Origin of the sequence: Nocardia sp. NPDC051833 (assembly GCF_040681225.1) — a bacterium.
In the GTDB taxonomy this organism is placed as follows: Bacteria; Actinomycetota; Actinomycetes; order Mycobacteriales; family Mycobacteriaceae; genus Nocardia.
The window spans coordinates 1-23,643 of sequence record NZ_JBFAYK010000002.1; the positions used below are offsets into that span (position 1 = coordinate 1).

Consider the following 23,643-nt stretch of genomic DNA (forward strand, 5'->3'; position numbering starts at 1 on the left):
CCGAGTTTGTGCAGCGCGAGCACCTCGAGGATGTCCTCGTGCGGGTTGCCGCCGCCGAACAGGGTGGCCTGGATGTTCTTCTGTAGCAAGGCGCGCATCGACAACGTGAGGGTGGCCTCGCCGGCCATGGTGGGACCCATGGCGGTGAGGACACAGGTGCCCGTTCGCGCGGTCAGGTTCAGCCACGCCTCCGGATCGTGGCCGTCGCGGCGGCTCATCGACGCGATCACCTTGTGGCACATGCGTCCCGCGGTCGCGTCGGCGATCGCCGTGGTGGCGGTCGCGAGGTCCGGGAAAACCGCGGTGGCGCCGAGCTTCTCGGCCTGCGCACGCTTCCAGGCGACCGGATCGACGACGAACACCCGGCCGGCGCCCGACAGCACCGCGCCTTGCAGCGTGGACGCCCCCGCCCCCGCCAGGCCGACGATGGCGACATCGTCACCGGGCTGGATCCGTGCGGTGTGCACCGCCGATCCGTAGCCGGTGGTGATGCCGCAGCCGACGAGACAGGCGACCTCGAACGGGATCGAGGGGTCGATCTTGACCACCGAGGCGCGATGCACGACGGCATAGGGCGCGAACGCCCCCACCAGGGCCATCGGATAGACATCGCGGCCACCGGCGGTGACCCGGAAACTGCCGTCGGAGACGGCGGCACCGCCGAGCAGACCCGCGCCGAGGTCGCACAGATTGCACAGACCGGCCCGGCACGGCGGGCAGACGCCGCAGGAGGGCACGAACGACATCGCCACGTGGTCGCCGACCCGCAGATCGTCGACGCCGTCGCCGACCTCGACGACGACGCCCGCGCCTTCGTGCCCACCCAGGACGGGGAAACCGGCCAGGTCGAGGTCCCCGGTCGCCAGATGGTGGTCGGCATCGCACAATCCGGCCGTCTCCATCCGGATCTTGACCTCACCGGCCCGCGGGTCGCCGATCTCGATATCCTCGATCGACCACGCCTGGTGCCGGTCCCGGATCAGTGCGCCTTTGGTTTTCATCGGACCTTCTTCGTCGAGTCGGGCGGGGATGTGTGGTCGGCCGGGTCAGCGGCCCTGGAAATCCGGGGCGCGGCGCTGCCGGAACGCCGCCAGACCCTCCTTGAAATCCGCGGTACGGCAGGCGAGTTCGAGCGCGTAGAGCTCGTTGTCCATGGCCTCGGCGAGCCCGGTCCCGAGGTTGCGGTGGACGGCCTGCTTGGCCAGGCCCAGCGCGACCGTCGGCGCGTTCGCCAGCCGGTCGAGCAGCTCGGCGGCGACCTCGTCGAGGTCGGCCGGTGCGGAGGTGGCGTGGATCAGGCCCCAGTCCGCGGCCTCGGTGGCGGACACCTTCTCCCCGAGCAGCAGCATGCGTTTCGCCCGGGCGAGCCCGATGAGCCGGGGCAGCAGCCAGGTGGCGCCCGAATCCGGGCTGAATCCGCGCGGCAGGAAGGGTTCCCAGAACACCGCGTTGGTGTCGGCGAGGGTGAAATCGGCGGCCAGGGCCAGATTGCACCCGAGCCCGGCCGCCCATCCCCGGACGGTGCACACCACGGGCAGGTGACAGGTGTGCAGGAGTTCGATCACGCGGTGGGCGGTGTGGGGGATCCGGCGGACCAGATCGCCGGCGGGCGGCCTGCGTCCGGCGTCGTTGGTCGAGACCCAGTCGACACCGGCGCAGAAGTGCTCGCCCGCGCCACCGAGGTGGACGACGCGCAGCTGCTCGTCCGTGGCGGCGTCGGTCAGTGCCGTGGTCAAGGTATCGATCATGCCGGGGGACAAGGCATTACGCCGGGTGCGCCGATGCAGCCTCAGGCGCAGTACCGGCCCGTCGCGGGTCACCTCGACCCTGCCCGTGTCCTCGTCTTCGCCTGCCACCCGCTGTCACCTTCCGATCAACACTTCACGGTTACTGTCGTAGTTACTGTAAACGATACCGTTCTGACTGGAGGGTGTTCGGGTTTTGCGGCCCGATTCCTTGCTTTCGTCCCTACTGTTACGTATACAGTAGTCATATCTATTCGAGCTGCGGTACGTCGTGCGGCCACCGGGACGCGGTGGATCGACACCGGTGGCCACATGTCGAAGCGACCCCGCGACACGAGAGGATGTTGATGACCGCGCTCAGCTGTTCGGCGATCGACGTCGGCACCCAGTATTACGAGCCGCTCACCGCCCTCACCTCCGACGGGCGATCGCCGCGGGCCGTGCCGGACGGCGCCGGCGCCGGCGTATCCGGTGACGTCGGCAGCGGAGTGCCGCGGTGAGCGAGTGGACGATCAGCGCGGTCTTCGACGAGATCGCCGCGGCGGTACCCGACCGCACGGCCACGGTCTGCGGCGAACGGCGCCGTAGCTTCGGCGACACGGCGCTGCGCACCCGCCGATTCGCGAACTTCCTCGCGGGCCGGGGATTCGGCGTGCACACCGAACGGACCGAGCTCGACCGGTGGGAGTGCGGCCAGGACCGCATCGCGCTCGTCCTGCGCAACGACCAGTACCTCGACGTGATGCTCGGCTGCCTGAAAGCCCGTGTGGTGCCGGTCAATATCAACCACCACTACACCGTCCACGAGATCCGCGACCTGCTGGCCTACCTGCGGCCCCGCGGCATCGTCTACCACCGCTCGTTCGGGCCCGTCGTCGCCGAGGCGATGCCCGAGGGCGTGGACCTGCTGATCTCGGTCGAGGACGGCAGCCGGGTCCCGGAGATCGCCGGCGCGACCGGATACGAGAACGCGGTGACCGTCGGCCGCCCGGAACCGGTGATCGAGACCTCGCCCGACGACCTGGTCATGCTGTGCACCGGCGGGACCACTGGCAGGCCCAAAGGTGTGCTCTGGCGGCAGGGCGACATGTACGTCTCGTCCATGAACGGCGCCGATCACGACTCACCGGACGGACTGCACGAGCTGGCGCGGATGACCGGGCACGTGTGGTTCGCGGTATCGCCACTGTCGCACGCGGCCGGCATCTGGACCTCGTTCGCGGGCCTGCTGGCCGGGCAGACCGTGGTGCTCTACGACGATCGCGAGCGCTTCGACGCCGCGAACGCCCTGCGGATCGCCGAGGCCGAGCGGGCCGCGCTCATGACCATCGTCGGCGACGCCTACGCCGGACCACTGGTCCGCGCGTTGCGCGCCGGCGACTACGACCTGTCGGCACTGCTGGCGATCGGCACCGGCGGCGCGGCGACGAACCCGGTGCACCGGCACGACCTGCTCGAGCTGCTGCCGCACGCCTACATCGTCGAAGGCTACGGATCCTCCGAAACCGGGGGAATGGGCTTCGGCCGCAGTACCCGCGGCAACGAGGTCGACACCTTCGCCCCCATGCCGGGCGGCACCGCGGTGTCGCACGACCTCACCCGTTTCCTGACGCCGGGGGAGACCGAGGTCGGCTGGGCGGCCCGGACCGGCCGGGTGCCGCTGGGCTACTTCCAGGACCGCGAGGCCACCGAACGCACCTTCCCCGAGATCGGCGGCGTGCGCACCGCGGTGCCCGGGGACCGGGCCACCGTCGACGCCGACGGGACGCTGCGACTGCTCGGGCGCGACGCCCTGGTCGTGAACACCGGTGGCGAGAAGGTGTTCGTCGAGGAAGTCGAGGAGGTCCTGCGCGCCCACCCGGACATCCGCGACGCGCTGGTCGTCGGACGCCCCAGCGCCACCTGGGGAAACGAAGTGGTCGCACTGGCGTGCACGGACACCCCGGGCGACGACATCGCGGCGGCGCTGCGCGACCTGTGCCGGTCGCGCCTGGCCGGATTCAAGGTCCCCAAAGCGGTGATCTTCGTGGAGGAGATCCGGCGACTCGGCAATGGAAAGCCGGACTACCGGTGGGCCATGCAGCGGGCGGTCGAGGAAACCGCGGAAGGAATCGGAGCATGAGCGAACGCAAGGTCAACGACTGCCTGGTCAATGTGCACTTCGGCGAACGGGCTCAACCGCCCTGGATGCTCAAGGTCCGCGACGACTACTTCAAGGGCGGCAGCTCGATGTATGCCCCGGTCGACCTCGACGCCCTGCTCGGTGAGATGGACGAACAAGGCGTCGAGAAGGCAGTGCTGATGTACTCGATGGTCAAGCCGTCGACGACCGCGCTGAAATTCGTCGAACAGCGACCGGACCGATTCTCCCTGGCGGTCAACGGAGTCGACCTGCTGCACCCGGTCCCGTCGCTGCGGGAACTGTCGGCACTCGTGCGCGATCTGCCCGTCAGCTATACGACCACCGGTGCCAGCTTCTGGGGCGACGGCCGGTATCCGCCCACCGACGCCGTGTATTACCCGCTCTACTACAAATGCGCGGAAATGGGCCTGCCGCTGTGCATGAACACCGGCCTTCCCGGCCCGCCGATTCCGGGTGAAGTGCAGAACCCGATCTATCTCGATCGCGTGTGCTACCAGTTCCCTGAACTGCGCCTGTGCATGATCCACGGCGCCGATCCCTGGTGGGACACTGCCATCCGGCTGCTCATCAAGTACGAGAATCTGCGCTTGATGACCTCGGCGTGGTCACCGAAACGCCTGCCGGACAGCCTGATCCACTTCATGCGGACCCGGGGCAAGAACAAGGTGATCTTCGGCTCGGACTGGCCGGTCCTGGCCATGCGCCGGGTGGTGCCCGAGGCGCTGGCGCTGGATCTGCCCGAGGACGTGGTGGACAACTACCTCTACAACAACGCCGAGGAATTCTTCTTCGGCGACCGGCCCGTCAGCAATTGACGCAGGCGAAATCAGGAGCAAACCACAATGGACCGTTACGAATTGCGCAGGCAGGACTACTCCCTGTCCGCCGACCAGACCGAACTCCAAGCCGTCTACGCGAAGTTCTTCCGCTCGCGGAGTCCGATCGACACCGTCCGGGCCGCCGAGGAATCCGGCTTCGACAAGGACCTGTGGGAACAGCTGTGCGCCACCGGCGCCACCACGATGGCACTGCCCGAAGCCGCCGGTGGTGACGGCGCGACGCTGGTCGACCTGTCGCTGGTCGCCGAGGAACTCGGCCGTGCGCTCGCTCCGGTGCCGTGGATCGACCACGTCTGCGCCGCCCGGCTGCTCGCCCGCCTCGGCGCGCTGACCGGCGCGGCAGGTAGCGCCGTCGTCGAGGGCGAGCGCCTGGTCGCGCTCGACACCCGCGTCGATTCCGCGACGGGGCGGCGACTCGTCGGCGCCGCCGCCGCGGCCGACCGGATCATCGTGCGTGACGGCGAGGAGATCGTCGAGCTCGGCTTCGACACCCGTCCGACGCCGGTCGCCAACATCGGCAAACTGCCGATGGCGTGGGTGGATCCCGCCGCGGCCGACCACCGGACGGTGCTGGCCGCGGGGGCGGCGGCCCTGGCCGAATACGATCGCGCGCTGGACGAATGGCGGGTGCTCACCGCGGCGGCACTGGTCGGGCTCGTCGAGGAGACCTTGCGGATCGCCGCGGAGTTCGCGACCACCCGCTACACGATGGGCGTGCCGATCTCGACGCTGCAGGGTATCTCGCACCCGCTGGCCGATATCGCGATCACCGTCCACGCCGCCCGCAACCTGACCCGACGCGCGGCCTGGTTCCTCGAACACGAACCCACCGTGCAGCCGGGTCTGCCCGCCGCGGCCTTCGTCTACATAGCCGAAGCGGCGCCGAAAGCGGCGACCACGGCGACCCACGTCCAGGGCGGTCTCGGCGTGTCCGAGGAATCGGCGGCCGCGTCCTACCTGCTCCGGGCCAGGGGCTGGCCGTTGGCCGCTGGTGACCTCGGAGCCAGCGCGGTGCAGGTCGCCGAACTCTTCGCCGCGGCGACCGCCTAGAAACGGAGTACGAACATGGATTTCTCACGCGTCGAACTGTCCAGCGAGGATCAGGAATTCCTCGACGGGGCACGAGAGTTCCTCACCACCCACGTCACCGACGAGGTGCGGCGCCGGGATCGCGAGACCGGCGACAACTTCGACGAGGGCGTCCATCTGGCCCTCGGTGCGGCCGGCTGGCTGAGCGCCGAACTCGCCGACGAGAGCGACGGGGGACTCGGCAGGCTGCGCAGGCGCCTGTGGGATCTGGAGAAGCGGCGGGTGCACATCCCCTGGGTCACCTGGGGCACCACCGCCATCGTGGCGACCTCGGTGCGCTCGCACGGTTCGGCGGAACTGCAGGCCGAAGTGCTGCCGGGGCTGGAGCGTGGCGAGATCCGGCTGTGCCTGGGCTACACCGAACCCGAGGGCGGATCCGATGTCGCGATGTGCAAGACCAGGGCGGTGCGCGACGGCGACCAGTGGGTGATCAACGGCTCGAAGATGTTCACCACCGGTGCGCACAACTGCCAGTACGTCTTCCTCATCACCAACACCGACCCCGAGGCGCGTAAACACAAGAGCCTCACCATGTTCCTGGTGCCGCTGGACAGTCCGGGCATCGAGATCCAGGGCATCAAGACGGTCGACGGCGACCGCACGAACATCGTGTACTACAGCGATGTCCGGGTCGACGACAGGTACCGCCTCGGCGCGGTCAACGAAGGCTGGTCGGTCCTGATGGGTCCGCTCAGCACCGAACACGGCGTGGTCGACGCCGAAGCCGACGGACTGCAGGACGTGTCGATCCTCGTGCACCAGGGCACCATGATGGCGACCTCGGTCGACCGGGTCACCGCGATCGCGGCGAAGCCGGGGCCCGGTGGGCAGCGGCTGCTCGACGACCGCTCGGTGGCGTTGCGGCTGGGCCGCAGCATCGCCCGGATGGAAGCGGCCCTGTCCGCGCCGCACATGTTCGGCCGGGTGGCCATCGCCCAGACCATGCGCGACATCTCCCCGGACCTGATGGACATTCTCGGGCCCGCCGCCGCGCTGCCGATCGACACCGAGGGCGCGGCCGACGACGGCGGCATGGAGTACATCTTCCGATGGGCGCCGCTGTGCGGCATCTACGGCGGCACCCTCGAGGTGTTCCGCAACATGATCGCCCAGCACGTCCTCGGACTCGGCAGGCCCACCTACGCACCGCTCGCCACGCCGAAGGCCACGGCGAGCTGACCGGCTCGGAGGGAGTACCCGTGGCCGAGGACATCCAGCGGCTGGCACCGCCGACGACGCCGGAGACCGAATTCTATTGGGCCTCCGGCGCCGACGGACTGCTGCGCTTCCGGCAGTGCCGGTCGTGCGCCGCGCTCGTGCATCCACCGCGGCCGGTGTGCCGGTACTGCCGGGGCGAGGACTTCGACATCGAGGCGGTCTCCGGGTACGCCACGCTGATCGGATTCACCGTCAACCACCGCTTCACGGTGCCCGGTCTGCCCGCACCGTATGTCGTCGCCCAGGTCGCGATCGCCGAGGACGACCGGGTTCGGCTGACCACCAACGTGATCGGTGCCGACCCGGCCGATCTCGCGCTGGGACAGCGGATGGTCGTGGAGTTCCAGCAGGCAGGCCGGAGCTGGCTGCCGCTGTTCCGGCCGGCGGATCCAGCGGCGGCGCAACCGCTTTCGGCGCTACCCACCGATCCGGTGGAACCGGCACGGCTGCGTGAGCGGATTCGCGGGCCGGTGACCGGGGCCAAGTTCGAGGACCGGGTCGCGATCACCGGCATCGGCCGGTCCCGGATCGGCCGTCGGCTCCTGGCCGACCCGATGTCGCTGACGGTGCAGGCGTGCCGGGCGGCGGTGCAGGACGCGGGACTGTCCTTCGACGACATCGATGGACTGTCGACCTACCCCGGATCCGGCGACTTCGGGCCGTTCGGTGAGGGCGGCGTCACCGCGGTGGAATCGGCACTCGGCCTGTACCCGACCTGGCACAACGGTGGCGCGGAAACCTTCGGGCCCGGCGGATCGGTGATCGCGGCCATGCTCGCCGTCGCCGGCGGGCTGGCCCGGCACGTCCTGTGCTTCCGCACGGTCTGGGAATCGAGCTACGGCGAACTCGTGCGCACCGGGCGGATCACCCCGGCGGGCGGCATCACCGATCCCTGGCTGGTGCCCTTCGGCGCCGTGTCGGCCGCGCACCTGCTGGCCCAGACCGCGCAACGGCACTTCCACCGCTACGGTACCGACCGGGAGACCCTGGGCTGGATCGCGCTCAACCAGCGCGCCAACGCGGCGCTGGACCCGAGCGCGATCTACCGGGATCCGCTGACCATGGACGACTACCTGTCCGCGCGCACGATCACCACCCCGTTCGGACTCTACGACTGCGACGTCCCCTGCGACGGCGCCGTTGCCGTGGTCGTCTCCGCGCGCGAAACCGCGGCCGATCTGGCCCAGCCCGCCGTCCTGGTGGAAGCGGTCGGAACGCAGATCGCCGAGCGCCTGGAATGGGATCAGAGCACCCTCACCCACGAACCGCAGGTGCTCGGCCAGGCCGCCCACCTGTGGTCACGCACCGACCTGCGCCCCGACGACGTGGATGTCGCCGAGCTCTACGACGGGTTCACCTTCAACTGCCTGTCCTGGATCGAAGCCCTCGGCTTCTGCGGCATCGGCGAGGCGAAGGACTTCCTGGCCGGCGGCGTCAATATCGCCCGTGACGGCGTTCTGCCGCTCAACACCCACGGCGGTCAGCTCTCGCACGGGCGCACGCACGGCATGGGCCTGATCCACGAGGCGGTCACCCAGCTGCGCGGGCAGGCGGGACAGAGACAGATACCGGACGCCCGCGTCGCGGTCGTCAGCAGCGGGGGACTGACCCCCAGCGGAGTGATGTTGTTGCGGAGGGACGCATGAGTGACGAGAACGGTCCGGCCACCACCGGTCCGGTGACCACCCGCACGGTCGACGTGGCAGGCACGAGATTCTCGGCGCTGTGCGCCGAGGTCGCCGACCCACGCGCGGTCGTGGTCGCCCTGCACGGCGGCGCGACCACCGCACAGTACTTCGACCTGCCGGATCGGCCGTGGTTGTCGCTGCTCCGGATCGGCGCGCGGCTGGGATTCACCGTGCTGGCGCTCGACCGCCCCGGCTACGGCGAATCCGCGCCGTGGGACCGCTCTTTCGACCCACCTCAGCAGCGGGTCGACGCCACCTTCGCCGCGATCGACGCGCTGCTCGGCACCGGTCCGCGCGGCGCGGGCGTGTTCGTGCTCGGCCACTCGGCCGGCTGCGATCTGGCGGCCCGGATGGCCGCCGACCCCCGCGGGCACGACCTGCTCGGCCTCGAGCTGGCAGGCACCGGCGTGCACAAGCAAACCGCCGCGATCCGGGTCATCGAAGAAATCCACCGCACCCGGCGCCCCGGCGGCATCCGGGACCTGCTGTGGAGCCCGCCGGACGGCTATCCACCCGAGGTGTTCGGCGGCCGGTCCCTGTCCTCGGCCACCCCGGCGTACGAAACCGTCGTCGTGCGGGAGTGGCCGACGGACTTCCCGGTGCTCGCCGAGCAGGTGCGGATCCCGGTGCGGCTGACCCACGCCGAGCACGAACGGGTGTGGCGCACCGATCCCGGCGCGGTGCGCGAGCTGGCCGCGATGTTCACCGCGGCGCCCCGGGTCGTGAACCACGAACAGGCCGGATGTGGGCACAACATGAGCGTCGGCTTCGGCGCCGCGGGCTATCACCTCGGCCTGCTGGCCTTCGTCGAGGAATGCGCGGTGCGAGCCGGAGACCTGGTGACCAATTCGACGAAGAGGAACGACTGATGCAAAGAATGATCGCCCCCGAGATATCCACCTGGCCGGAGCCGGACTTCCAGCTGATCGCCGGATCGTGCGGCGACTGCGGCGCCGCGGTGTTCCCGGTCCAGGACATGTGCCCGCGCTGCAGCAAGCCCGCGATCGAGCCGATCACGTTGCCGCGCACGGGCACCCTCGTCGCCTGGACCACGCAGGGATTCCTGCCCGGCGCACCGTATCTCGGCGACGAGACCGCGGCGACCTTCGTGCCGTTCGGCGTCGGGCTGGTCCAGCTCGGCGACACCATCCGGATCGAGGGGCGGCTGACCGAGAACGATCCGGCGACTTTGACATTCGGGATGAGTGTCGTGCTGACCAGCATCCCCCTCGGTACCGACGCCGAAGGCAACGAGGTTCTCACCTTCGCCTTCCAGCCCGCCTGACGGACAGGAACTTCTGAGATGACCAACGAGGTCGCGATCATCGGTGTGGGTATGCACCCGTTCGGTCGCTTTCCCGGCAAGACCGCCATGCAGATGGGGACCGACGCGATCCGCGCCGCCCTGGCCGATGCCGGCCTGGAATGGCGGGACATCCAATTCGCCGTCGGCGGCAGCTGGGAGGTCGCCAACCCCGATGCCATCGTGTCGCTGATGGGCCTGACCGGGATCCCGTTCACCAACGTGTTCAACGCGTGCGCCACCTCGGCGTCGGCCACCGAGGCCTGTGCGGACGCCATCCGGCTCGGCAAATACGACATCGGCATCGCGATCGGCATGGACAAGCATCCACGCGGCGCGTTCACCGTCGACCCCACCCTGGTCGGGATGCCGAAATGGTACGGCGAGAACGGTCAATACCTGACCACCCAGTTCTTCGGGATGAAGGCCAACCGCTACCTGCACGACCACGGCATCTCGGTGGACACCCTCGCCAAGGTCGCCGCCAAGAACTACCGCAACGGCGTGCTCAACCCGAATGCCTTCCGCCGCAAGCCGGTCGCCGAGGCCGACATCCTCGCCGCGCCCATGCTGAACTATCCACTGACCCACTACATGTTCTGTGCGCCGGACGAGGGCGCCGCCGCGGTGATCATGTGCCGCGCCGACATCGCGCACCGGTTCACCAGCACGCCGATCTATGTCCGGGCGGTGGAGGTACGCACCCGCACGTACGGTGCCTACGAGGTGAACACCACCTACGCGCCCGTGCAGGAGGTCGCGTCGCCGTCGGTGTTCGCCGCCCGCGCGGCATTCGAGAGCGCGGGCATCGCCCCGGCCGACATCGACGTGGTCCAGTTGCAGGACACCGACGCGGGCGCGGAGGTCATCCACATGGCCGAGGCGGGCTTCTGCGCCGACGGCGAGCAGGAACGGCTGATCGCCGAAGGGGCGACCGAGATCTCCGGGACACTGCCGGTGAACACCGACGGGGGGCTCATCGCGAACGGAGAACCGATCGGCGCTTCGGGCATGCGCCAACTGCACGAGCTGGTGTTGCAACTACGCGGCACCGCCGGTGAGCGGCAGGTCGCCGGCGGCCCGAAGGCCGGATTCGCCCTGCTCTACGGTGCGCCCGGCACCGCGGGCGCGACCATCGTGACGACCTGATCGGGCCAGGCTATGCGATCCCGTGAATGTCCGAGTACCCCATCCGGCACAGGAGGTGCCCTGTGAAAGTCCCGTTCACCTGGAAAGTCACCGGCTGGTTCATGGTCGGTTGGTCCGCGGAATTCCCGCAGGGGGAGACCAAGCCGCTGCACTACTTCGGTGAGGATCTCGTCGCCTACCGGGACGAGGCCGGGGAACTGCACATCCTCACCGGGCACTGCAAACATCTGGGCGCGCACCTCGGCCACGGCGGCAAGGTGGTCGGCGACTGTGTCGAGTGCCCGTTCCACGGCTGGCGGTGGGGCCCCGACGGCAGGAACCGGCACATCCCCGGCGAAGACCGGGTCAACCGCGGCCTGCGGCTGCAGGTCTATCCGGTCAACGAACAGAACGGGTGTGTCTTCCTGTGGCATCACCCCGAAGGCAACCCGCCGTCGTGGGAGATGCCCGACATCCTGCGCATGTTCCCGGAACGGGGCTCCGATCCGGTCGACTACTACCGGCCCTATCCGGAGTTCTCGAGCAAGACCGAACGCGAGCCGGTGCATCCGCAGGTCGTGCTCGAAAATGGTCCGGACAGTCTGCATTTCGAGTATGTCCATGGTGCGACCGTCACCCCGCAGATGCTGGACTACAGCGCCGTCGATCACACCTGGTCGTTCTTGACCGGCTGGCCCGACGCGCGCAGCGACGACCCGGACAAGATGGCGCTGAAGATCCACGCGCAGATGTTCGGTCTCGGTGGTTCGATCAGCGCGTTCGAGGGCTCGTCCCGGCATCGGCTGATCTTCGCCACCACCCCGGTCGACGACGAATCCTCGGACCTGTTCTATTCGATCTGGTGGCCGCGCAACCCCGGTGACGACTCCGACGTTCCGCCACCGGAAGTCCGGGCGCGGGTGGAGAAACAGTTCCTGGTCACGGTCTGGGAGGACCTGAGCATCTGGCGGTACCAGAAATACGTGGAACATCCGCCGCTGTCGCCCAAGGACGCCAAACCGTATCTGTCCCTGCGCAAGTGGGCGAAGCAGTTCTACGACGTGCCGCCGGTGGATACGCCGGTGCGGACATGACCACGCCGTGCCTGCGGGCTCCGGCATGACACGCAGGTCGCTGGCCGAGCTCGCGGCGCCCGGCCACACCGCCATCGTCACCCAGGAACTCCAGGGTGCGGTGGTCGGTGCGTCGGCCGGGCTGCGCACGCTGGCCGAGGAGGCCCGCGTCACCGCGTTGCCCGCGATCGGCGCCCTGCTCCCCGTGGCCAGGGCGGCCGGCGTGCGGGTGGTGCACTGCCTGGTCTGGCGTCGGCCCGACGGCCTAGGGTCCAACCACAACGCGAAGCTGTTCGCCCTCGGAGCGCGCGGCGTGCCGCTGGCGCCCGACACCGAGGCCACCGCGCTGCTGCCCGAATTCGGGCCAGAGCCGGGTGATCTGGTGCTGCGGCGCAGGCACGGGCTCGGTCCCATGGGTGGCACCGATCTCGACGCGGTGCTGCGCAACCTCGGGGTGACGACAGTGGTCGCGGTGGGCGTCTCGCTGAACGTGGCCATCCCGAATCTGGTGATGGACGCGGTCAACGCCGCCTACGACGTGGTGGTGCCCCGGGACGCCGTGGCGGGCATCCCCCGCGCGTACGGGGCGGCGATGATCGAGAACACACTGTCGATGATCGCCACGATCACCACGACCGAAGAACTGCGGGCCGCCTGGCGCTGACCCGATCGGCACCACGAAACACCAACGGCGCTCCTGCCTTTCGTGCTGGAGCGCCGTCGGTGTTTCGTTGCGCTCAGTCGCTGGACGGAAGTTGCTTGGCTTCCTTGAGATCCAGGGGCACCGCGTCGACGTCGAGGGTGCCCACACCCGCCCGGGTCACCAGGATCTCGGCGCCGGTGGCGTGGACGTATCGCTTACCCACGGCGGTCCCGTGGGCGAATTCCGGGTCGATGACCGCGCGTGCGTCCTTGGCCGCGCCCAGATTCACCATGGGGGTGCCACCGCAGCGCAAGCCCGCGATGGCGTCGGTGGCTTTGATGACGATGACCTGGGTGTCGCAGACCTGGCTTTCGAGGCGGGTTCCGCTGGTGATCACGATGCTCCTCGGGTGGTGGTCGCGGCGGAGAGCTCGTCGACGAGATCGCGCCGCAGGATCTTGCCTGTGGGGGTGGTCGGGAGGTCGGTCCGGAAGACGACCCGGTCCGGAGTACGGGAGCCGCGCAGGTTCGCGCGGACGTGTGCGCGCAGCCGCTCCGGGTCCGGAGCCGCACCGGGGACCGGCACGACAACGGCGACCAGGAGCTGGCCCCACTGCTGGTCCGGTAGGCCGACGACGGCGACCTGTGCCACCTCGGGATGCTCGACCAGTACATCCTCGAGCTCGGCCGGGGCGATGTTCTCGCCGCCGCGGATGATGGTGTCGTCGGAGCGCCCACCGATGAACAGATAGCCGTCGGCGTCCAGCGCGGCCAGGTCCCTGGTCGGGAACCATCCGTCGTCGTCGAGTACCGAGCCGAGGCCACGATAGACCCCGGACACCTGGGGGCCCCGGACGAAGAGCTCGCCGATCTCGCCGGGCGCCAGGACGGTTCCGTCCTCGGCCCGGATCTGCAGTTCGATGCCGGGCACCGCCCGTCCGACCGAACCGAGCCTGCGGGCGATCGCGGGATCGGTCGCCGCGAAGGCGATCCGATGATCCTCCGGTGTCGACACCGCGATGGTCGAGCTGGTCTCGGTGAGCCCGTAGGCATTGACGAGACCGACCTCCGGCAGCAGCTCGAGGGTCGCGCGGACCAGCGGCATCGGCGCCCGGGAACCACCGTAGGCGAGGGTGCGCAGGCTCGGCAGTCCGGGCTCCGGCTCCGCGCGTAGGGCGGTGACGATCCGGTCGAGCATCGTCGGCACCACCGTCGCGTTGGTGACGGCTTTCTCCCGGACCAGCGTGATCCAGCGCTGTGCGTCGAACTGGCGCAGATACACCGTCGTCCGGCCGGCATAGAGGTTCGACAGGGCGGCACCCACACCGGCGATGTGGTAGGGCGGGACACAGACCAGGGCCGCGTCCGCCGGTGCGGCGGAGCCGAAATCGACGGTGCCCATGACATAGCTCGTCAGGTTGGCGTGGGTGAGTTCGACGGCCTTGGGCTGTGCGGTCGTGCCCGAGGTGAACAGCAGGACCGCCGTGTCCTCGGGAGCGGGCTCGGCGATCGTGGTGTCACCGGCGGCGTCGCGGATCGCGGCGCAGAAGAGCGCGGAGCTGATCACCTGCGTGCCGGTCCCCGCGACGATATCGGCGTACTCGTCGTCGGCGACGACCAGCGGTGTGGGGAGTCGCGCGATGAGCTCCAGCAGTGCGTTCGCGCCGAGGCGGTAGTTGAGTGGGGTGAACGCGCGACCCGACCGCGCGGACCCGAACAGCAGCAGCGGCAGCATGATTCCGCCGGTGCCGACATAGGCGACATGGCCGACGCCCGCCGAGTCGATCAGGCTCGCCGCGCGGTCGGCCAGGCCGTTCAGCTCGGCCACGGTGGTCGTGGTGCCGTCGGCGACGACGGCGTTGTGGTCGGGCCGGGTGGCCGCGGCCATCTCGAGGAGCACGGAAATGCTCAAGATCTCACCTCATCGGTTCACAGCGGAGGCGGCCACCCCGAAGGTGTTCCGGGGTGGCGCGCGGTCGTACCGGTCAGCTCGCGGTGTGCGCGGTGGCTGCCTTGATCTGGGCCTGGAAGGCGGCCAGCTTGTCCTCGGCCGCCGAGGTGGTCCGCTGGCTGCGGGACCGGATGCTGACGTCGTGGTCGGCCGCGGCGGCACGCAGCGCACCGACGGTGGCCTGCTCCCTCGGGATGTGCTGGAACGGGTCGAAGGAGTACCAGCGCATCGCGTTCAGGTGCGTGATCTTGTCGATCTCCTCGTCGGGCACCCGCTCCTGCTCGAGCAGCGCGAACAACACCTCGGGAGCGTCGGGCCACATGGAATCGCTGTGCGGGTAGTCCATCTCCCAGGAGATGTTGTCGACGCCGATCTCGTGCCGGAGGCGGACACCGACCGGATCGCTGATGAAGCAGGTGAGGAAGTGATCGCGGAACACCTCCGAGGGCAACTTGCCGCCGAAGTTCTGCAACGTCCAGGTCGAATGCATCTCGAAGGTGCGGTCCACCCGTTCGAGGAAATACGGGATCCAGCCCGTGCCGCCCTCGGACAGCGCGATTTTCAGGTCGGGGTAGTCCTTGACGGGCCGGGACCAGAGCAGATCGGCAGCCGCTTGCACGATGTTGAGGGGCTGCAGCGTGATCATCACGTCCGGCGGGGAGTCGACCGCGGGAATGGACAGCCGCCCCGAGGACCCGATGTGCACACTCAGCACGGTGTCGGTATCGACGAGTGCCTTCCACAGCGGATTCCAGTACGGGTCATGGAAACTGGGATAACCAAGCGCCGCCGGATTCTCACTGAAGGTCAGCGAATGGACGCCCTTGGCCGCGACCCGGCGGACCTCGGCGGCGCACAGCTCGGCGTCCCAGATCACCGGCAGCGCCATCGGGATGAAGCGGCCGGGGTAGGCGCCGCACCATTCATCGATGTGCCAGTCGTTGTAGGCCCGGACGAGCGCCAGCGAGAAGTCCGAATCCTCGGTCGCGAACAGCCTGCCCGCGAAGCCGGGGAAGGAGGGGAAGTTCATCGACGCCAGGATGCCGCCGGCGTTCATGTCCTTGATGCGCTCGTGCACGTCGAAACAGCCCGGGCGGATCTCGTCGAGGCCGTCGGGCTCGAGGCCGTACTCCTCTTTCGGCCGCCCCGCCACGGCATTGAGGGCGACATTCGGGATGACGGTGTCGCGGAACTTCCAGACATCGGCACCGTCGGGGGTGTGCACCAGGCGCGGAGCGTCGGCGGCGTATTTCTTCGGCAGGTGTTCGGCGAACATGTCCGGCGGTTCGATGATGTGGTCATCGACGCTGATCAGGATCATATCGTTCTTGTCCACGAGCACTCTCCTAACTTAGATACTGTAAGTATTACTATAGAGATTTCCGCAAGGCTAGTGGGCCAGGAAGAGGATTTGGTCCCTGGTATAGCTGTGGTCGGGATGGCGCTCGGTCAGGTGCTGCCGAGCTCGCTCGACGAGGTCGTCTTCGTCGGCGCCGGTCAGCCACTCGCCGCACGGGCAGCTGAGGTGCCGCTTCCCCGTCTCGGTCACAGGATTGCTCCGCTGTCCTTGGCCGCGACGATGTCGTCCCAGCTCAGGCCGATCTCGAGCAGGATCGTCTCGGTGTGTTCGCCGTACTCGGGTGCGCGGCTGGCCGGAGCCGGGGTCTCGTCGAACTGGACCGGGGCGGCGACCGTGCGGTACTCGGTGCCGCCGCTGTCGGTCATGGTCATGAGGTAGCCGTTGGCGGTGACCTGGGGGTCGGTCAGCACTTCCCGGGGGCTGGCGATGGTGGCCCACACGCCCGGCTCGTCCGCGAGGGCCTTCTGCCAGTGGGCGAGGTCTGCCTCGGCGAAGGTCTTGCGCAGCTCGGTGGTGGCGGCTTCCTGGTTGACGACCAGATTGGCGAGTGGGGTGAACCGTGGGTCGGTGCCCAAATCGGGGCGGCCGATGCGCTCGCAGAAGCCGGCCCAGAACCGATCGGCCTGCAGCAGCACCAGTTGCACCCAGCGGTTGTCCCGGGTGCGGTAGCGGTTGACGGCGGGGTTGAGGGCGGTGCCCGCCTCGCCGGCCGGAATCCGGTCGATGGCGTAGTAGTCGGCGGCGGCGATGTCGGGCGCGACCGACCACATGCCCTGGGCGAGCAGCGAACTGTCGACGATCGGCGCGTGGCCGGTGCGCTCGCGATGGAACAGCGCGGCGGTGACGCCACCGGCCAGCGTGATGCCGCCCTGCAGATCGCCGAAGGCGGGGCCCTGTGCCATCGGGAACTCGGCGTCGGTCGGGGACAGGGCGTAGGCCACGCCCGCGCGGGCCAGGTAGCTCGCCGCGTCGAAACCGCCCCGGTTCTTCTCCGGGCCACGGCTGCCGTGGCCGCTGCCGCGCGCGATGATCACCGACGGGTTGAACTCGCGGATCTGCGGCACGGTCAACCCGGCGCGTTCGAGCGGCGCGGGCAGCCAATTGGTCAGGAAGACGTCGGCTTCGGCGATGAGGCGGCCCAGGATCCGCCTGCCCTGGTCGGATTTGATGTCGACGCCGATGCTGCGCTTGCCGTGATTGCCGAGTTCCATCATGAAATTGGCCTGGACCGCGGTGCCGGTGCCGTCGAGGCCACCGATGGTCAGGTTGCGGCAGGGATCTCCGCCCCGGGTGTCCTCGACCTTGATGACATTCGCGCCCCAGTCGGCCAGTGCCGCGCCGGCGCTCGGCACATAGGTCCACGACGCCAGCTCGACAACCGTGACGCCACTGAGCAATCCGGACATCGGTGCTCCTTTCCCGCGATTGATACGTGTCCCGAAGTACTATACGGTAATCATTACAGTTAATCATCCAGGATGGTCATCGGGAGGCAATGTGAGCGAGGTCGTCGGCGAGCGGGCCGCACTGAGTCCGGAGCTGGGGCTGGTGGCCGCCGCGCAGGCCGAGTCGCGCATGCTCATCGACGGTGAGCTGACCGGCGCGCGGTCGGGCGCGACGTTCGACAACCGCAGCCCGGCCACCGGGGCGGTGCTCGGCGTCACCGCCGCCGCGGGGGAGGCGGACATGACCCGGGCGATCGCCGCCGCGCGGCGGGCGTTCGATCACAGTTCCTGGCCGGTCGACCGGGCGCTGCGCCGCCGCTGCCTCGAACAGCTGCAGAGCGCGCTGGAAGCCGAGAAGGAACTGCTGCGCACCGAGCTGGTCGCCGAGGTCGGCTGCCCGGTCATGACGACCCACAACGCCCAGCTGGACTGGCCACTGGCCGAGGCGCTGCGCTATCCGGCCGGGCTCATCGACGAATTCGCCTGGGAGCGGGTGCTCGCGGGCGGCGGCCTCTTCGGTGACCGGAACAAGCGCACTGTGGTGCAGGAACCGGTCGGTGTCGTCGCGGCGATCTGCCCGTCGAACTTCCCCGTCGAAGTCGTGCTCAACAAGCTCGGCCCCGCCCTGGCAGCGGGTAATACCGTTGTCCTGAAACCGGATCCGCACACACCGTGGAACGCCACCCGGCTCGGCAGGCTGATCGCCGAGCACACCGACTTCCCGCCGGGTGTGGTGAACATCGTGACCACGCCGTCGAACGAGGTGGCCGGACTGCTGTCCACCGATCCGCGCGTCGATCTGGTCTCGTTCACCGGGTCGACCGAGGTGGGGCGCCTGCTCCTGCGCCAGGGCGCGGCGACGATGAAGCGGACGTTCCTCGAGCTGGGCGGGAAGTCGGCGCTGATCGTGCTCGACGACGCGAAGCCGGAGCTGGCCCTGCGCAGCGCCGTCGGGGTCTGCGTGCACGCGGGTCAGGCCTGCGCGGCGACGAGCCGGATGTTGGTGCACCGCTCGATGTACGACGACATGGTCGAGGCCGTCGCGGCGGCCTTCGCCGCGGTCCCCGTCGGCGATCCGGCACTGCCGGAGACCCTCGTCGGTCCGTTGATCAGTGCCGCACAGCAGGATCGGGTCCGCGCCGCGTGCGCGCGGGCGGTACGCGACGGTGCCCGTCTGGTGACCGGCGGCGAGGTACCCACCGATCTGCCCGGACACCTGGCCGGCGGGCACTTCTTCTCCCCGACGGTCTTCGCGACCGAGGATCCCGGTCTGGCGATCGCGCAGGAGGAAGTGTTCGGGCCGGTACTCGTCGTCATCCCGTTCTCCGACGACGACGAGGCGGTCCGCATCGCCGACAGCACCGCGTTCGGTCTGGCCGGCGCCGTGCTCTCGCGCAGCGACGAACGCGCGATGGCGATCGCGCGTCGTCTGCGCACCGGCGCGGTCGGCGTCAACGGCGGCATGTTCTACGGCGCTGACGCGCCGTTCGGCGGCTACAAGAACAGCGGAGTCGGCCGCCAATGCGGCATCGAGGGCTTCCAGCAGTACCTCGAGACCAAGACCATCGGCTCCCGGCTCCCGCGACAGCACTGAGCCCGCGAGCACCCCGACCACCGTAGAAGTACTGAAAGGTTGCCATCAGTGGGAAGTTTGGACGACAAGGTCGCCGTCATCTCGGGCGCGGCCCGCGGACAGGGGCGGTCGCACGCGGTCAACCTGGCCGCCGCGGGCGCCGACATCATCGCCCTCGACATCTGCGCGGACCTCGAGGGGAACACCTACCCCCTGGCCCGCCCCGAGGATCTCGAGGAGACCGCCAGGCTGGTCGAGAAGGAGGGCAGGCGCTGCCACCCGGCGATCGTCGACGTGCGCGACCGCACCGCGGTCTGGGCCGCGGTCGCCGCCGGCGCGGAAGCGCTGGGCCGCCTCGACATCGTGGTCGCGAACGCGGGCATCGCGCCGCTGGGCAGCGGGCAGAGCATGCGATCGTGGTCGGACACCATCGACACCGATCTGGTCGGGGTGTTCAACGTGGTGCAGGCCAGTCTGCCGCACCTGGGCGCGGGCGCCTCGATCATCGCGACCGGTTCGCTGGCCGCGCAGCTGGGCAGCTCCACCAAGCAGGGGCCGGGCGGTTCGGCCTACAGCTTCGCCAAGCAGGTCGTCGCGCACTACGTCAACGATCTGTCGATCCAGCTGGCCAAACAATCGATCCGGGTCAACGCCGTCCACCCGACCAACGTGGACACCGACATGCTGCACAACGACGGCATGTACAAGATCTTCCGCCCCGACAAGGACGCCCCGACCCGCGCCGACGCGGAGCAGGCGTTCCCGGCCATGCAGGCCATGCCCGTGCCCTACATCCAGCCGCAGGACGTCTCGAACATGGTCGTGTTCCTGGCTTCCGACGCCGCCCGATTCGTGACCGGCAGCCAGATCCGCGTGGACGCAGGCGGATTCGTCAAGGCCGTGCCCTGGGGGAAGTGAACCATGACCGAAACGACCACGGCCAGCAAGCTCTTCCGCTGCGTCATCTGCGGCTGGGAGTACGACGAGGAACTGGGCTGGCCCGACGACGGTATCGCTCCCGGCACCCGCTGGGACGACATCCCCGACGACTGGACCTGCCCGGACTGCGGTGCGGAGAAATCCGACTTCGAGATGATCGAGGTCGCGCGGTGACGGTTCCGCGCCGCGGGCAGATCGTGATCGTCGGCTCCGGCATCGCCGGCGTCAGCGCCGCCAGAACCTTGCGCAAGGAGGGGTTCGCGGGGTCGATCGTGCTGACCGGTGCCGAACGGGCACAGCCCTACCGGCGGCCGATGGTGTCCAAGGAACTGCTGGCCGGCGCGGCCTCCGCGGAGCGGGCCCGGCTCGAACAGCCGGCCTTCTGGGCGGACATGAGCATCGAGCTGCGCACTGCCACGATCGCCACCCGCCTCGATACCGATGCCGCTCGTGTCGAACTCGGGGACGGATCCGAGCTGGCGTACGACGCTGTGGTGCTGGCGACCGGAGGCCGCGCGAAACGGCTGGACCACCTCGTCCCCGAGGCGTATACGGTGCGGCAGCTGGCCGACCTCGACGCGCTGCGACCGGTGCTCGGCGCGGCCGGAAAGGTCGGCGAGACCCCGTCGGTGCTGGTCATCGGCGGCGGGTTGATCGGTATGGAGGTGGCCGCCGCCGTGCGCGGCAGCGGGGCCGAGGTCACCGTGCTCGAGGCCGCCGACCAGGTGCTCGAGCGGGTGCTGCCCGGCGCGATCTCGGCGAGTTACGCACGCCTGCACCGTGATCGCGGGGTCGGCGTGCACACCGGAGTGCGGCTCGTCGCGGCGGAGACCAGGGACGCGGTGACCACGGTGTCCGCCGAGGACGGCCGGTCCTGGCGCGGCGATGTCGTGATCGTCGCGGTGGGGATGACACCGGAGACCGGCCTGGCCGAGGCCGCCGGGCTCTCGGTCGCCGACGGTGTGGTCGTCGACGAGTACTGCGCGGCCTCGGCGCCCGCGGTGTTCGCCGCCGGCGACGTCGCCCGGTTCCCCAACGCGATCCTGGGCGGGACCGAGCGGGTCGAGCACTGGAACCATGCCCAGGCACACGGCAGTGCCGCGGCACGCAGCGTGCTCGGTCACGGATCGCCCTACCGCGAGGTCCCGTGGTGCTGGACCAGCCAGTTCAGCCGCACCCTGCAGATCGCCGGATGGCCCACGCGCGGTGACGAACTCGTCGTCCACGGCGACCTCGACGGCTCCTTCCTCGCGCTGTCCCTGGCGGAGGACCGGCTGATCGGTGCGCTCGGCGTCGGCAGGCCGAAAGACATCCGTGCCGCACAGGACCTGATCGGGGACGGTGCCCCGCTTCCGCGCGACCTGCTCGGCGCGGGCGACCTCGATCTGGTGGCGGCAGCGGCGACGCTCCGATCCGCCGGCGCACCGGCGGCGTCGTGACGCCCCGCAGCCCCACCGCTGTCACCGAACAGACCAACGCCGCACCGCCCGGTGCGGCCCAGAGAGACGAAGGTTGAGAGATATGGCCAAACCGGTCATCGTCAGCGCGGTACGGACCGCGATCGGGCGGTCCTTCAAAGGCGCGCTCGTCAATGTGGCATCGGAGACCCTCGCCACCGAGATCCTGACCGAGGCGGTCCGCCGCTCCGGTATCGACCCGGCCGAGGTGGACGATGTCATCCTCGCCGAATTGAACTACGGCGGTGGCGATCTCGCCCGGCACGCCGCGGTGGCCGCCGGGATGACCGGCGTGCCGGGCCAGGCCGTGAACCGGCACTGCGCGGGCAGCCTGACCTCGATCGCCAACGCCGCGGCCCACATCAGCGCAGGCGTGGAACGGGTCATCGTCGCCGGTGGTGTGCAGTCGCTGTCGACGGCCCCGCTGATGAAGTGGCGGGTGCCCGGCGTCGGCCCCGATCTCGAGTTCCGCGAGCCCTGGATCCCGCCATCGCATCCGGAGACCCCCGACGCCCCGGCGACCGACATGTCGATCACGGTCGGCTGGAACACCGCCAAGAAGGTCGGCATCAGCCGCCAGGAGATGGACGAATGGGCGCTGCGGTCCCACCAGCGGGCGATCGCCGCGATCGATGAGGGCCGCTTCGCCGAGGAGATCCTGCCGTTGAAGGTGGCCCAGGCCGACGGCTCGGTGCTCGATTTCGCGGTCGACGAGCATCCTCGCCGCGACACCACCCTCGAGCGGCTGGCCTCGCTGCCGGTGCTGCACCCCGGGATCGAGGGCTTCTCCATCACCGCGGGCAACAGCAGCGGCATCAACGACGCCGCCGCCGCGGTCACCGTCACCGCCGACGACTACGCCGCGGGTGCCGGTCTCGAGGTGCTGGCCACGGTCCGCACCTGGGCCAATGTCGCGGTGACTCCGGCCGACAACGGGATCGCGGCGGTCGAGGTGGTCGGCAAGGTGCTCGATCGCGCGGGGCTGAAGGTCTCCGATGTGGCGCTGTGGGAGATCAACGAAGCCTTCGCCTCGGTCCCGATCGCCGCCTGCCGCAAGCACGGCATCGACGAGTCGAAGGTGAACTTCTCCGGCAGCGGTTGCAGCCTCGGCCACCCGATCTCGGCCTCCGGCGCCCGCCAGGTGGCGACGCTGATCTACGAGCTGCGCCGTCGCGGCGGCGGGATCGGTGTCAGCGCCATGTGCGCCGGTGGCGGTATGGGCGGCGCCCTGGTCATCGAAGTCTGAGCACCCGGCAATCAGCGAAAGAACAAGGAGGTCCCTGTGTCGGATGAGGTACAGGTCGAACGACGCGGCCGGACACTGGTCGTCACGATCAACCGGCCGCAGGCACGCAATGCGGTGAATCTCGCGGTCAGCCAGGGGCTGGCCGACGCCATGGACGAACTGGACGGCGACGCCGAACTGTCGGTCGCGGTGCTGACCGGCAGTGGCGGAAACTTCAGTGCCGGAATGGATCTGAAGGCGTTCGCGGCGGGGGAGTACCCGTACGTCGCCGGTCGGGGTCTCGGCTTCACCGAGCAGCCGCCGCGCAAGCCGATCATCGCCGCGGTCGAAGGCTACGCCCTGGCCGGCGGCACCGAACTGGTGCTGGCGACCGACCTGGTCGTGGCCTCGCGCACCGCGCAGTTCGGTGTCCCCGAGGTCAAACGCGGCCTGGTCGCCGGTGGCGGCGCGTTGCTGCGGCTGCCGCGCCGGATCCCGTACCAGAAGGCGCTGGAACTGTCCCTGACCGGCGACACCTTCACCGCCGCGGACGCCGCGTCGTGGGGTCTGGTGAACGAGCTGGCCGAGCCGGGCGAAGCCCTGGACCGGGCACTGGCGCTGGCCGAGCGGATCACCGCCAACGGGCCGGTCGCCGTCGCGGTGACCAAGCAGGTGATCGTCGAGGCGGCCGCATGGCACCCCGACGAGATGTGGCAGAAGCAGATGGCGCTCATCGGGCCGGTCTTCGCCACCGCGGACGCGCAGGAAGGCGCGAAAGCCTTCGCCGAGAAGCGAACCCCCCAGTGGACGGGCAAGTGAGGCCGC

General features: G+C 69.5%; 24 protein-coding genes. 17 read left to right on the forward strand and 7 right to left on the reverse strand.

The annotated features are described in order from the left end of the window. Together AB0L91_RS17995 and AB0L91_RS18000 are read right to left on the reverse strand one after the other, a co-directional pair. A partial coding sequence (locus AB0L91_RS17995) for an alcohol dehydrogenase catalytic domain-containing protein (protein WP_365011397.1) occupies window positions 1–1,001 on the reverse strand: 1,001 nt, incomplete at its 3' end. A gap of 45 nt (window positions 1,002–1,046) precedes the next feature. Continuing rightward, the gene (locus tag AB0L91_RS18000; RefSeq protein WP_365011398.1) at window positions 1,047–1,856 is read right to left on the reverse strand and encodes an enoyl-CoA hydratase-related protein; all 810 of its coding nucleotides are present in this window, start codon (window positions 1,854–1,856) and stop codon (window positions 1,047–1,049) included. Window positions 1,857–2,092: 236 nt separating this feature from the next. Here AB0L91_RS18000 and AB0L91_RS18005 point away from each other — a divergent pair, with 236 nt between their 5' ends. The 11 genes from AB0L91_RS18005 to AB0L91_RS18055 all read left to right on the forward strand — a co-directional run bounded on the left by AB0L91_RS18005 (window position 2,093) and on the right by AB0L91_RS18055 (window position 12,890). After that, the gene (locus tag AB0L91_RS18005; RefSeq protein ID WP_365011400.1) at window positions 2,093–2,245 is read left to right on the forward strand and encodes a hypothetical protein; all 153 of its coding nucleotides are present in this window, start codon (window positions 2,093–2,095) and stop codon (window positions 2,243–2,245) included. Next, entirely contained in the window at window positions 2,242–3,867 is a 1,626-nt protein-coding gene (locus tag AB0L91_RS18010; protein ID WP_365011402.1) for an AMP-binding protein, read from the forward strand. The genes AB0L91_RS18005 and AB0L91_RS18010 overlap by 4 nt, the downstream gene beginning before the upstream one ends. Then, complete coding sequence (locus tag AB0L91_RS18015; protein ID WP_365011404.1) at window positions 3,864–4,703, forward strand: amidohydrolase family protein; 840 nt, start codon at window positions 3,864–3,866, stop codon at window positions 4,701–4,703. The genes AB0L91_RS18010 and AB0L91_RS18015 overlap by 4 nt, the downstream gene beginning before the upstream one ends. A gap of 27 nt (window positions 4,704–4,730) precedes the next feature. Then, window positions 4,731–5,777: an acyl-CoA dehydrogenase gene (locus tag AB0L91_RS18020; RefSeq protein ID WP_365011405.1), complete on the forward strand. Its 1,047-nt coding sequence runs from the start codon at window positions 4,731–4,733 to the stop codon at window positions 5,775–5,777. A 15-nt stretch (window positions 5,778–5,792) separates the two neighbouring features. Next, window positions 5,793–6,995: an acyl-CoA dehydrogenase family protein gene (locus tag AB0L91_RS18025; RefSeq protein WP_365011407.1), complete on the forward strand. Its 1,203-nt coding sequence runs from the start codon at window positions 5,793–5,795 to the stop codon at window positions 6,993–6,995. A 20-nt stretch (window positions 6,996–7,015) separates the two neighbouring features. After that, entirely contained in the window at window positions 7,016–8,680 is a 1,665-nt protein-coding gene (locus AB0L91_RS18030) for an OB-fold domain-containing protein (RefSeq protein ID WP_365011409.1), read from the forward strand. Beyond that, window positions 8,677–9,591, forward strand: coding sequence for an alpha/beta fold hydrolase (locus AB0L91_RS18035; RefSeq protein ID WP_365011411.1), 915 nt, complete (start codon window positions 8,677–8,679; stop codon window positions 9,589–9,591). Before AB0L91_RS18030 ends, AB0L91_RS18035 begins: the two co-directional genes overlap by 4 nt. Next, on the forward strand, window positions 9,591–10,007 hold the full coding sequence (locus tag AB0L91_RS18040) for an OB-fold domain-containing protein (protein WP_365011412.1): 417 nt from the start codon (window positions 9,591–9,593) through the stop codon (window positions 10,005–10,007). Before AB0L91_RS18035 ends, AB0L91_RS18040 begins: the two co-directional genes overlap by 1 nt. An 18-nt stretch (window positions 10,008–10,025) precedes the next feature. Beyond that, window positions 10,026–11,174, forward strand: a complete 1,149-nt coding sequence (locus AB0L91_RS18045; RefSeq protein ID WP_365011413.1) for a thiolase family protein — start codon at window positions 10,026–10,028, stop codon at window positions 11,172–11,174. Between the two features lie 62 nt (window positions 11,175–11,236). Next, window positions 11,237–12,247 carry a Rieske 2Fe-2S domain-containing protein gene (locus AB0L91_RS18050; RefSeq protein ID WP_365011414.1) on the forward strand — a complete coding sequence of 337 codons (1,011 nt, stop codon included), beginning with the start codon at window positions 11,237–11,239 and terminating at the stop codon, window positions 12,245–12,247. Window positions 12,248–12,272: 25 nt separating this feature from the next. Beyond that, complete coding sequence (locus AB0L91_RS18055; RefSeq protein WP_365011415.1) at window positions 12,273–12,890, forward strand: isochorismatase family protein; 618 nt, start codon at window positions 12,273–12,275, stop codon at window positions 12,888–12,890. 73 nt (window positions 12,891–12,963) lie between these two features. Here the strand turns inward: AB0L91_RS18055 and AB0L91_RS18060 are convergent, their stop codons facing one another. The 5 genes from AB0L91_RS18060 to AB0L91_RS18080 form a co-directional block, all read right to left on the reverse strand. Continuing rightward, window positions 12,964–13,266 (reverse strand): hypothetical protein, encoded by a 303-nt coding sequence (locus AB0L91_RS18060; protein ID WP_365011417.1) that lies wholly within the window; start codon window positions 13,264–13,266, stop codon window positions 12,964–12,966. Continuing rightward, a complete protein-coding gene (locus tag AB0L91_RS18065; RefSeq protein ID WP_365011419.1) occupies window positions 13,263–14,780 on the reverse strand; it encodes a fatty acid--CoA ligase family protein in 1,518 nt (505 codons plus the stop codon). Before AB0L91_RS18065 ends, AB0L91_RS18060 begins: the two co-directional genes overlap by 4 nt. Before the next feature lie 73 nt (window positions 14,781–14,853). Further along, on the reverse strand, window positions 14,854–16,155 hold the full coding sequence (locus AB0L91_RS18070) for an amidohydrolase family protein (RefSeq protein ID WP_365011420.1): 1,302 nt from the start codon (window positions 16,153–16,155) through the stop codon (window positions 14,854–14,856). A 54-nt stretch (window positions 16,156–16,209) separates the two neighbouring features. Next, a complete protein-coding gene (locus AB0L91_RS18075; RefSeq protein ID WP_365011422.1) occupies window positions 16,210–16,368 on the reverse strand; it encodes a DUF1059 domain-containing protein in 159 nt (52 codons plus the stop codon). Next, on the reverse strand, window positions 16,365–17,585 hold the full coding sequence (locus tag AB0L91_RS18080; RefSeq protein WP_365011424.1) for a CoA transferase: 1,221 nt from the start codon (window positions 17,583–17,585) through the stop codon (window positions 16,365–16,367). The genes AB0L91_RS18075 and AB0L91_RS18080 overlap by 4 nt, the downstream gene beginning before the upstream one ends. Before the next feature lie 169 nt (window positions 17,586–17,754). Here AB0L91_RS18080 and AB0L91_RS18085 point away from each other — a divergent pair, with 169 nt between their 5' ends. The 6 genes from AB0L91_RS18085 (at window position 17,755) to AB0L91_RS18110 (ending at window position 23,637) form a co-directional block, all read left to right on the forward strand. Further along, the gene (locus AB0L91_RS18085) at window positions 17,755–19,218 is read left to right on the forward strand and encodes an aldehyde dehydrogenase family protein (protein WP_365013609.1); all 1,464 of its coding nucleotides are present in this window, start codon (window positions 17,755–17,757) and stop codon (window positions 19,216–19,218) included. A 48-nt stretch (window positions 19,219–19,266) separates the two neighbouring features. After that, window positions 19,267–20,115 (forward strand): mycofactocin-coupled SDR family oxidoreductase, encoded by an 849-nt coding sequence (locus tag AB0L91_RS18090; protein WP_357347458.1) that lies wholly within the window; start codon window positions 19,267–19,269, stop codon window positions 20,113–20,115. A gap of 3 nt (window positions 20,116–20,118) precedes the next feature. Beyond that, window positions 20,119–20,310: a rubredoxin gene (locus tag AB0L91_RS18095; protein ID WP_355278275.1), complete on the forward strand. Its 192-nt coding sequence runs from the start codon at window positions 20,119–20,121 to the stop codon at window positions 20,308–20,310. Further along, window positions 20,307–21,575, forward strand: coding sequence for an FAD-dependent oxidoreductase (locus AB0L91_RS18100; RefSeq protein ID WP_365011426.1), 1,269 nt, complete (start codon window positions 20,307–20,309; stop codon window positions 21,573–21,575). Before AB0L91_RS18095 ends, AB0L91_RS18100 begins: the two co-directional genes overlap by 4 nt. Before the next feature lie 82 nt (window positions 21,576–21,657). Then, window positions 21,658–22,839 carry a thiolase family protein gene (locus AB0L91_RS18105; RefSeq protein ID WP_365011428.1) on the forward strand — a complete coding sequence of 394 codons (1,182 nt, stop codon included), beginning with the start codon at window positions 21,658–21,660 and terminating at the stop codon, window positions 22,837–22,839. A 36-nt stretch (window positions 22,840–22,875) separates the two neighbouring features. Beyond that, a complete protein-coding gene (locus AB0L91_RS18110; protein ID WP_365011429.1) occupies window positions 22,876–23,637 on the forward strand; it encodes a crotonase/enoyl-CoA hydratase family protein in 762 nt (253 codons plus the stop codon). The last annotated feature ends 6 nt before the right edge of the window (window positions 23,638–23,643 follow it).

Coding starts and splice junctions, on each gene's coding strand:
- AB0L91_RS18025 (WP_365011407.1), top strand. CDS start 5,793: ATGGATTTCTCACGCGTCGAACTGTCCAGCGAGGATCAGGAATTCCTC.
- AB0L91_RS18105 (WP_365011428.1), top strand. CDS start 21,658: ATGGCCAAACCGGTCATCGTCAGCGCGGTACGGACCGCGATCGGGCGG.
- AB0L91_RS18045 (WP_365011413.1), top strand. CDS start 10,026: ATGACCAACGAGGTCGCGATCATCGGTGTGGGTATGCACCCGTTCGGT.
- AB0L91_RS18035 (WP_365011411.1), top strand. CDS start 8,677: ATGAGTGACGAGAACGGTCCGGCCACCACCGGTCCGGTGACCACCCGC.
- AB0L91_RS18005 (WP_365011400.1), top strand. CDS start 2,093: ATGACCGCGCTCAGCTGTTCGGCGATCGACGTCGGCACCCAGTATTAC.
- AB0L91_RS18085 (WP_365013609.1), top strand. CDS start 17,755: ATGCTCATCGACGGTGAGCTGACCGGCGCGCGGTCGGGCGCGACGTTC.
- AB0L91_RS18095 (WP_355278275.1), top strand. CDS start 20,119: ATGACCGAAACGACCACGGCCAGCAAGCTCTTCCGCTGCGTCATCTGC.
- AB0L91_RS18055 (WP_365011415.1), top strand. CDS start 12,273: ATGACACGCAGGTCGCTGGCCGAGCTCGCGGCGCCCGGCCACACCGCC.
- AB0L91_RS18040 (WP_365011412.1), top strand. CDS start 9,591: ATGCAAAGAATGATCGCCCCCGAGATATCCACCTGGCCGGAGCCGGAC.
- AB0L91_RS18080 (WP_365011424.1), bottom strand. CDS start 17,585: ATGTCCGGATTGCTCAGTGGCGTCACGGTTGTCGAGCTGGCGTCGTGG.
- AB0L91_RS18020 (WP_365011405.1), top strand. CDS start 4,731: ATGGACCGTTACGAATTGCGCAGGCAGGACTACTCCCTGTCCGCCGAC.
- AB0L91_RS18015 (WP_365011404.1), top strand. CDS start 3,864: ATGAGCGAACGCAAGGTCAACGACTGCCTGGTCAATGTGCACTTCGGC.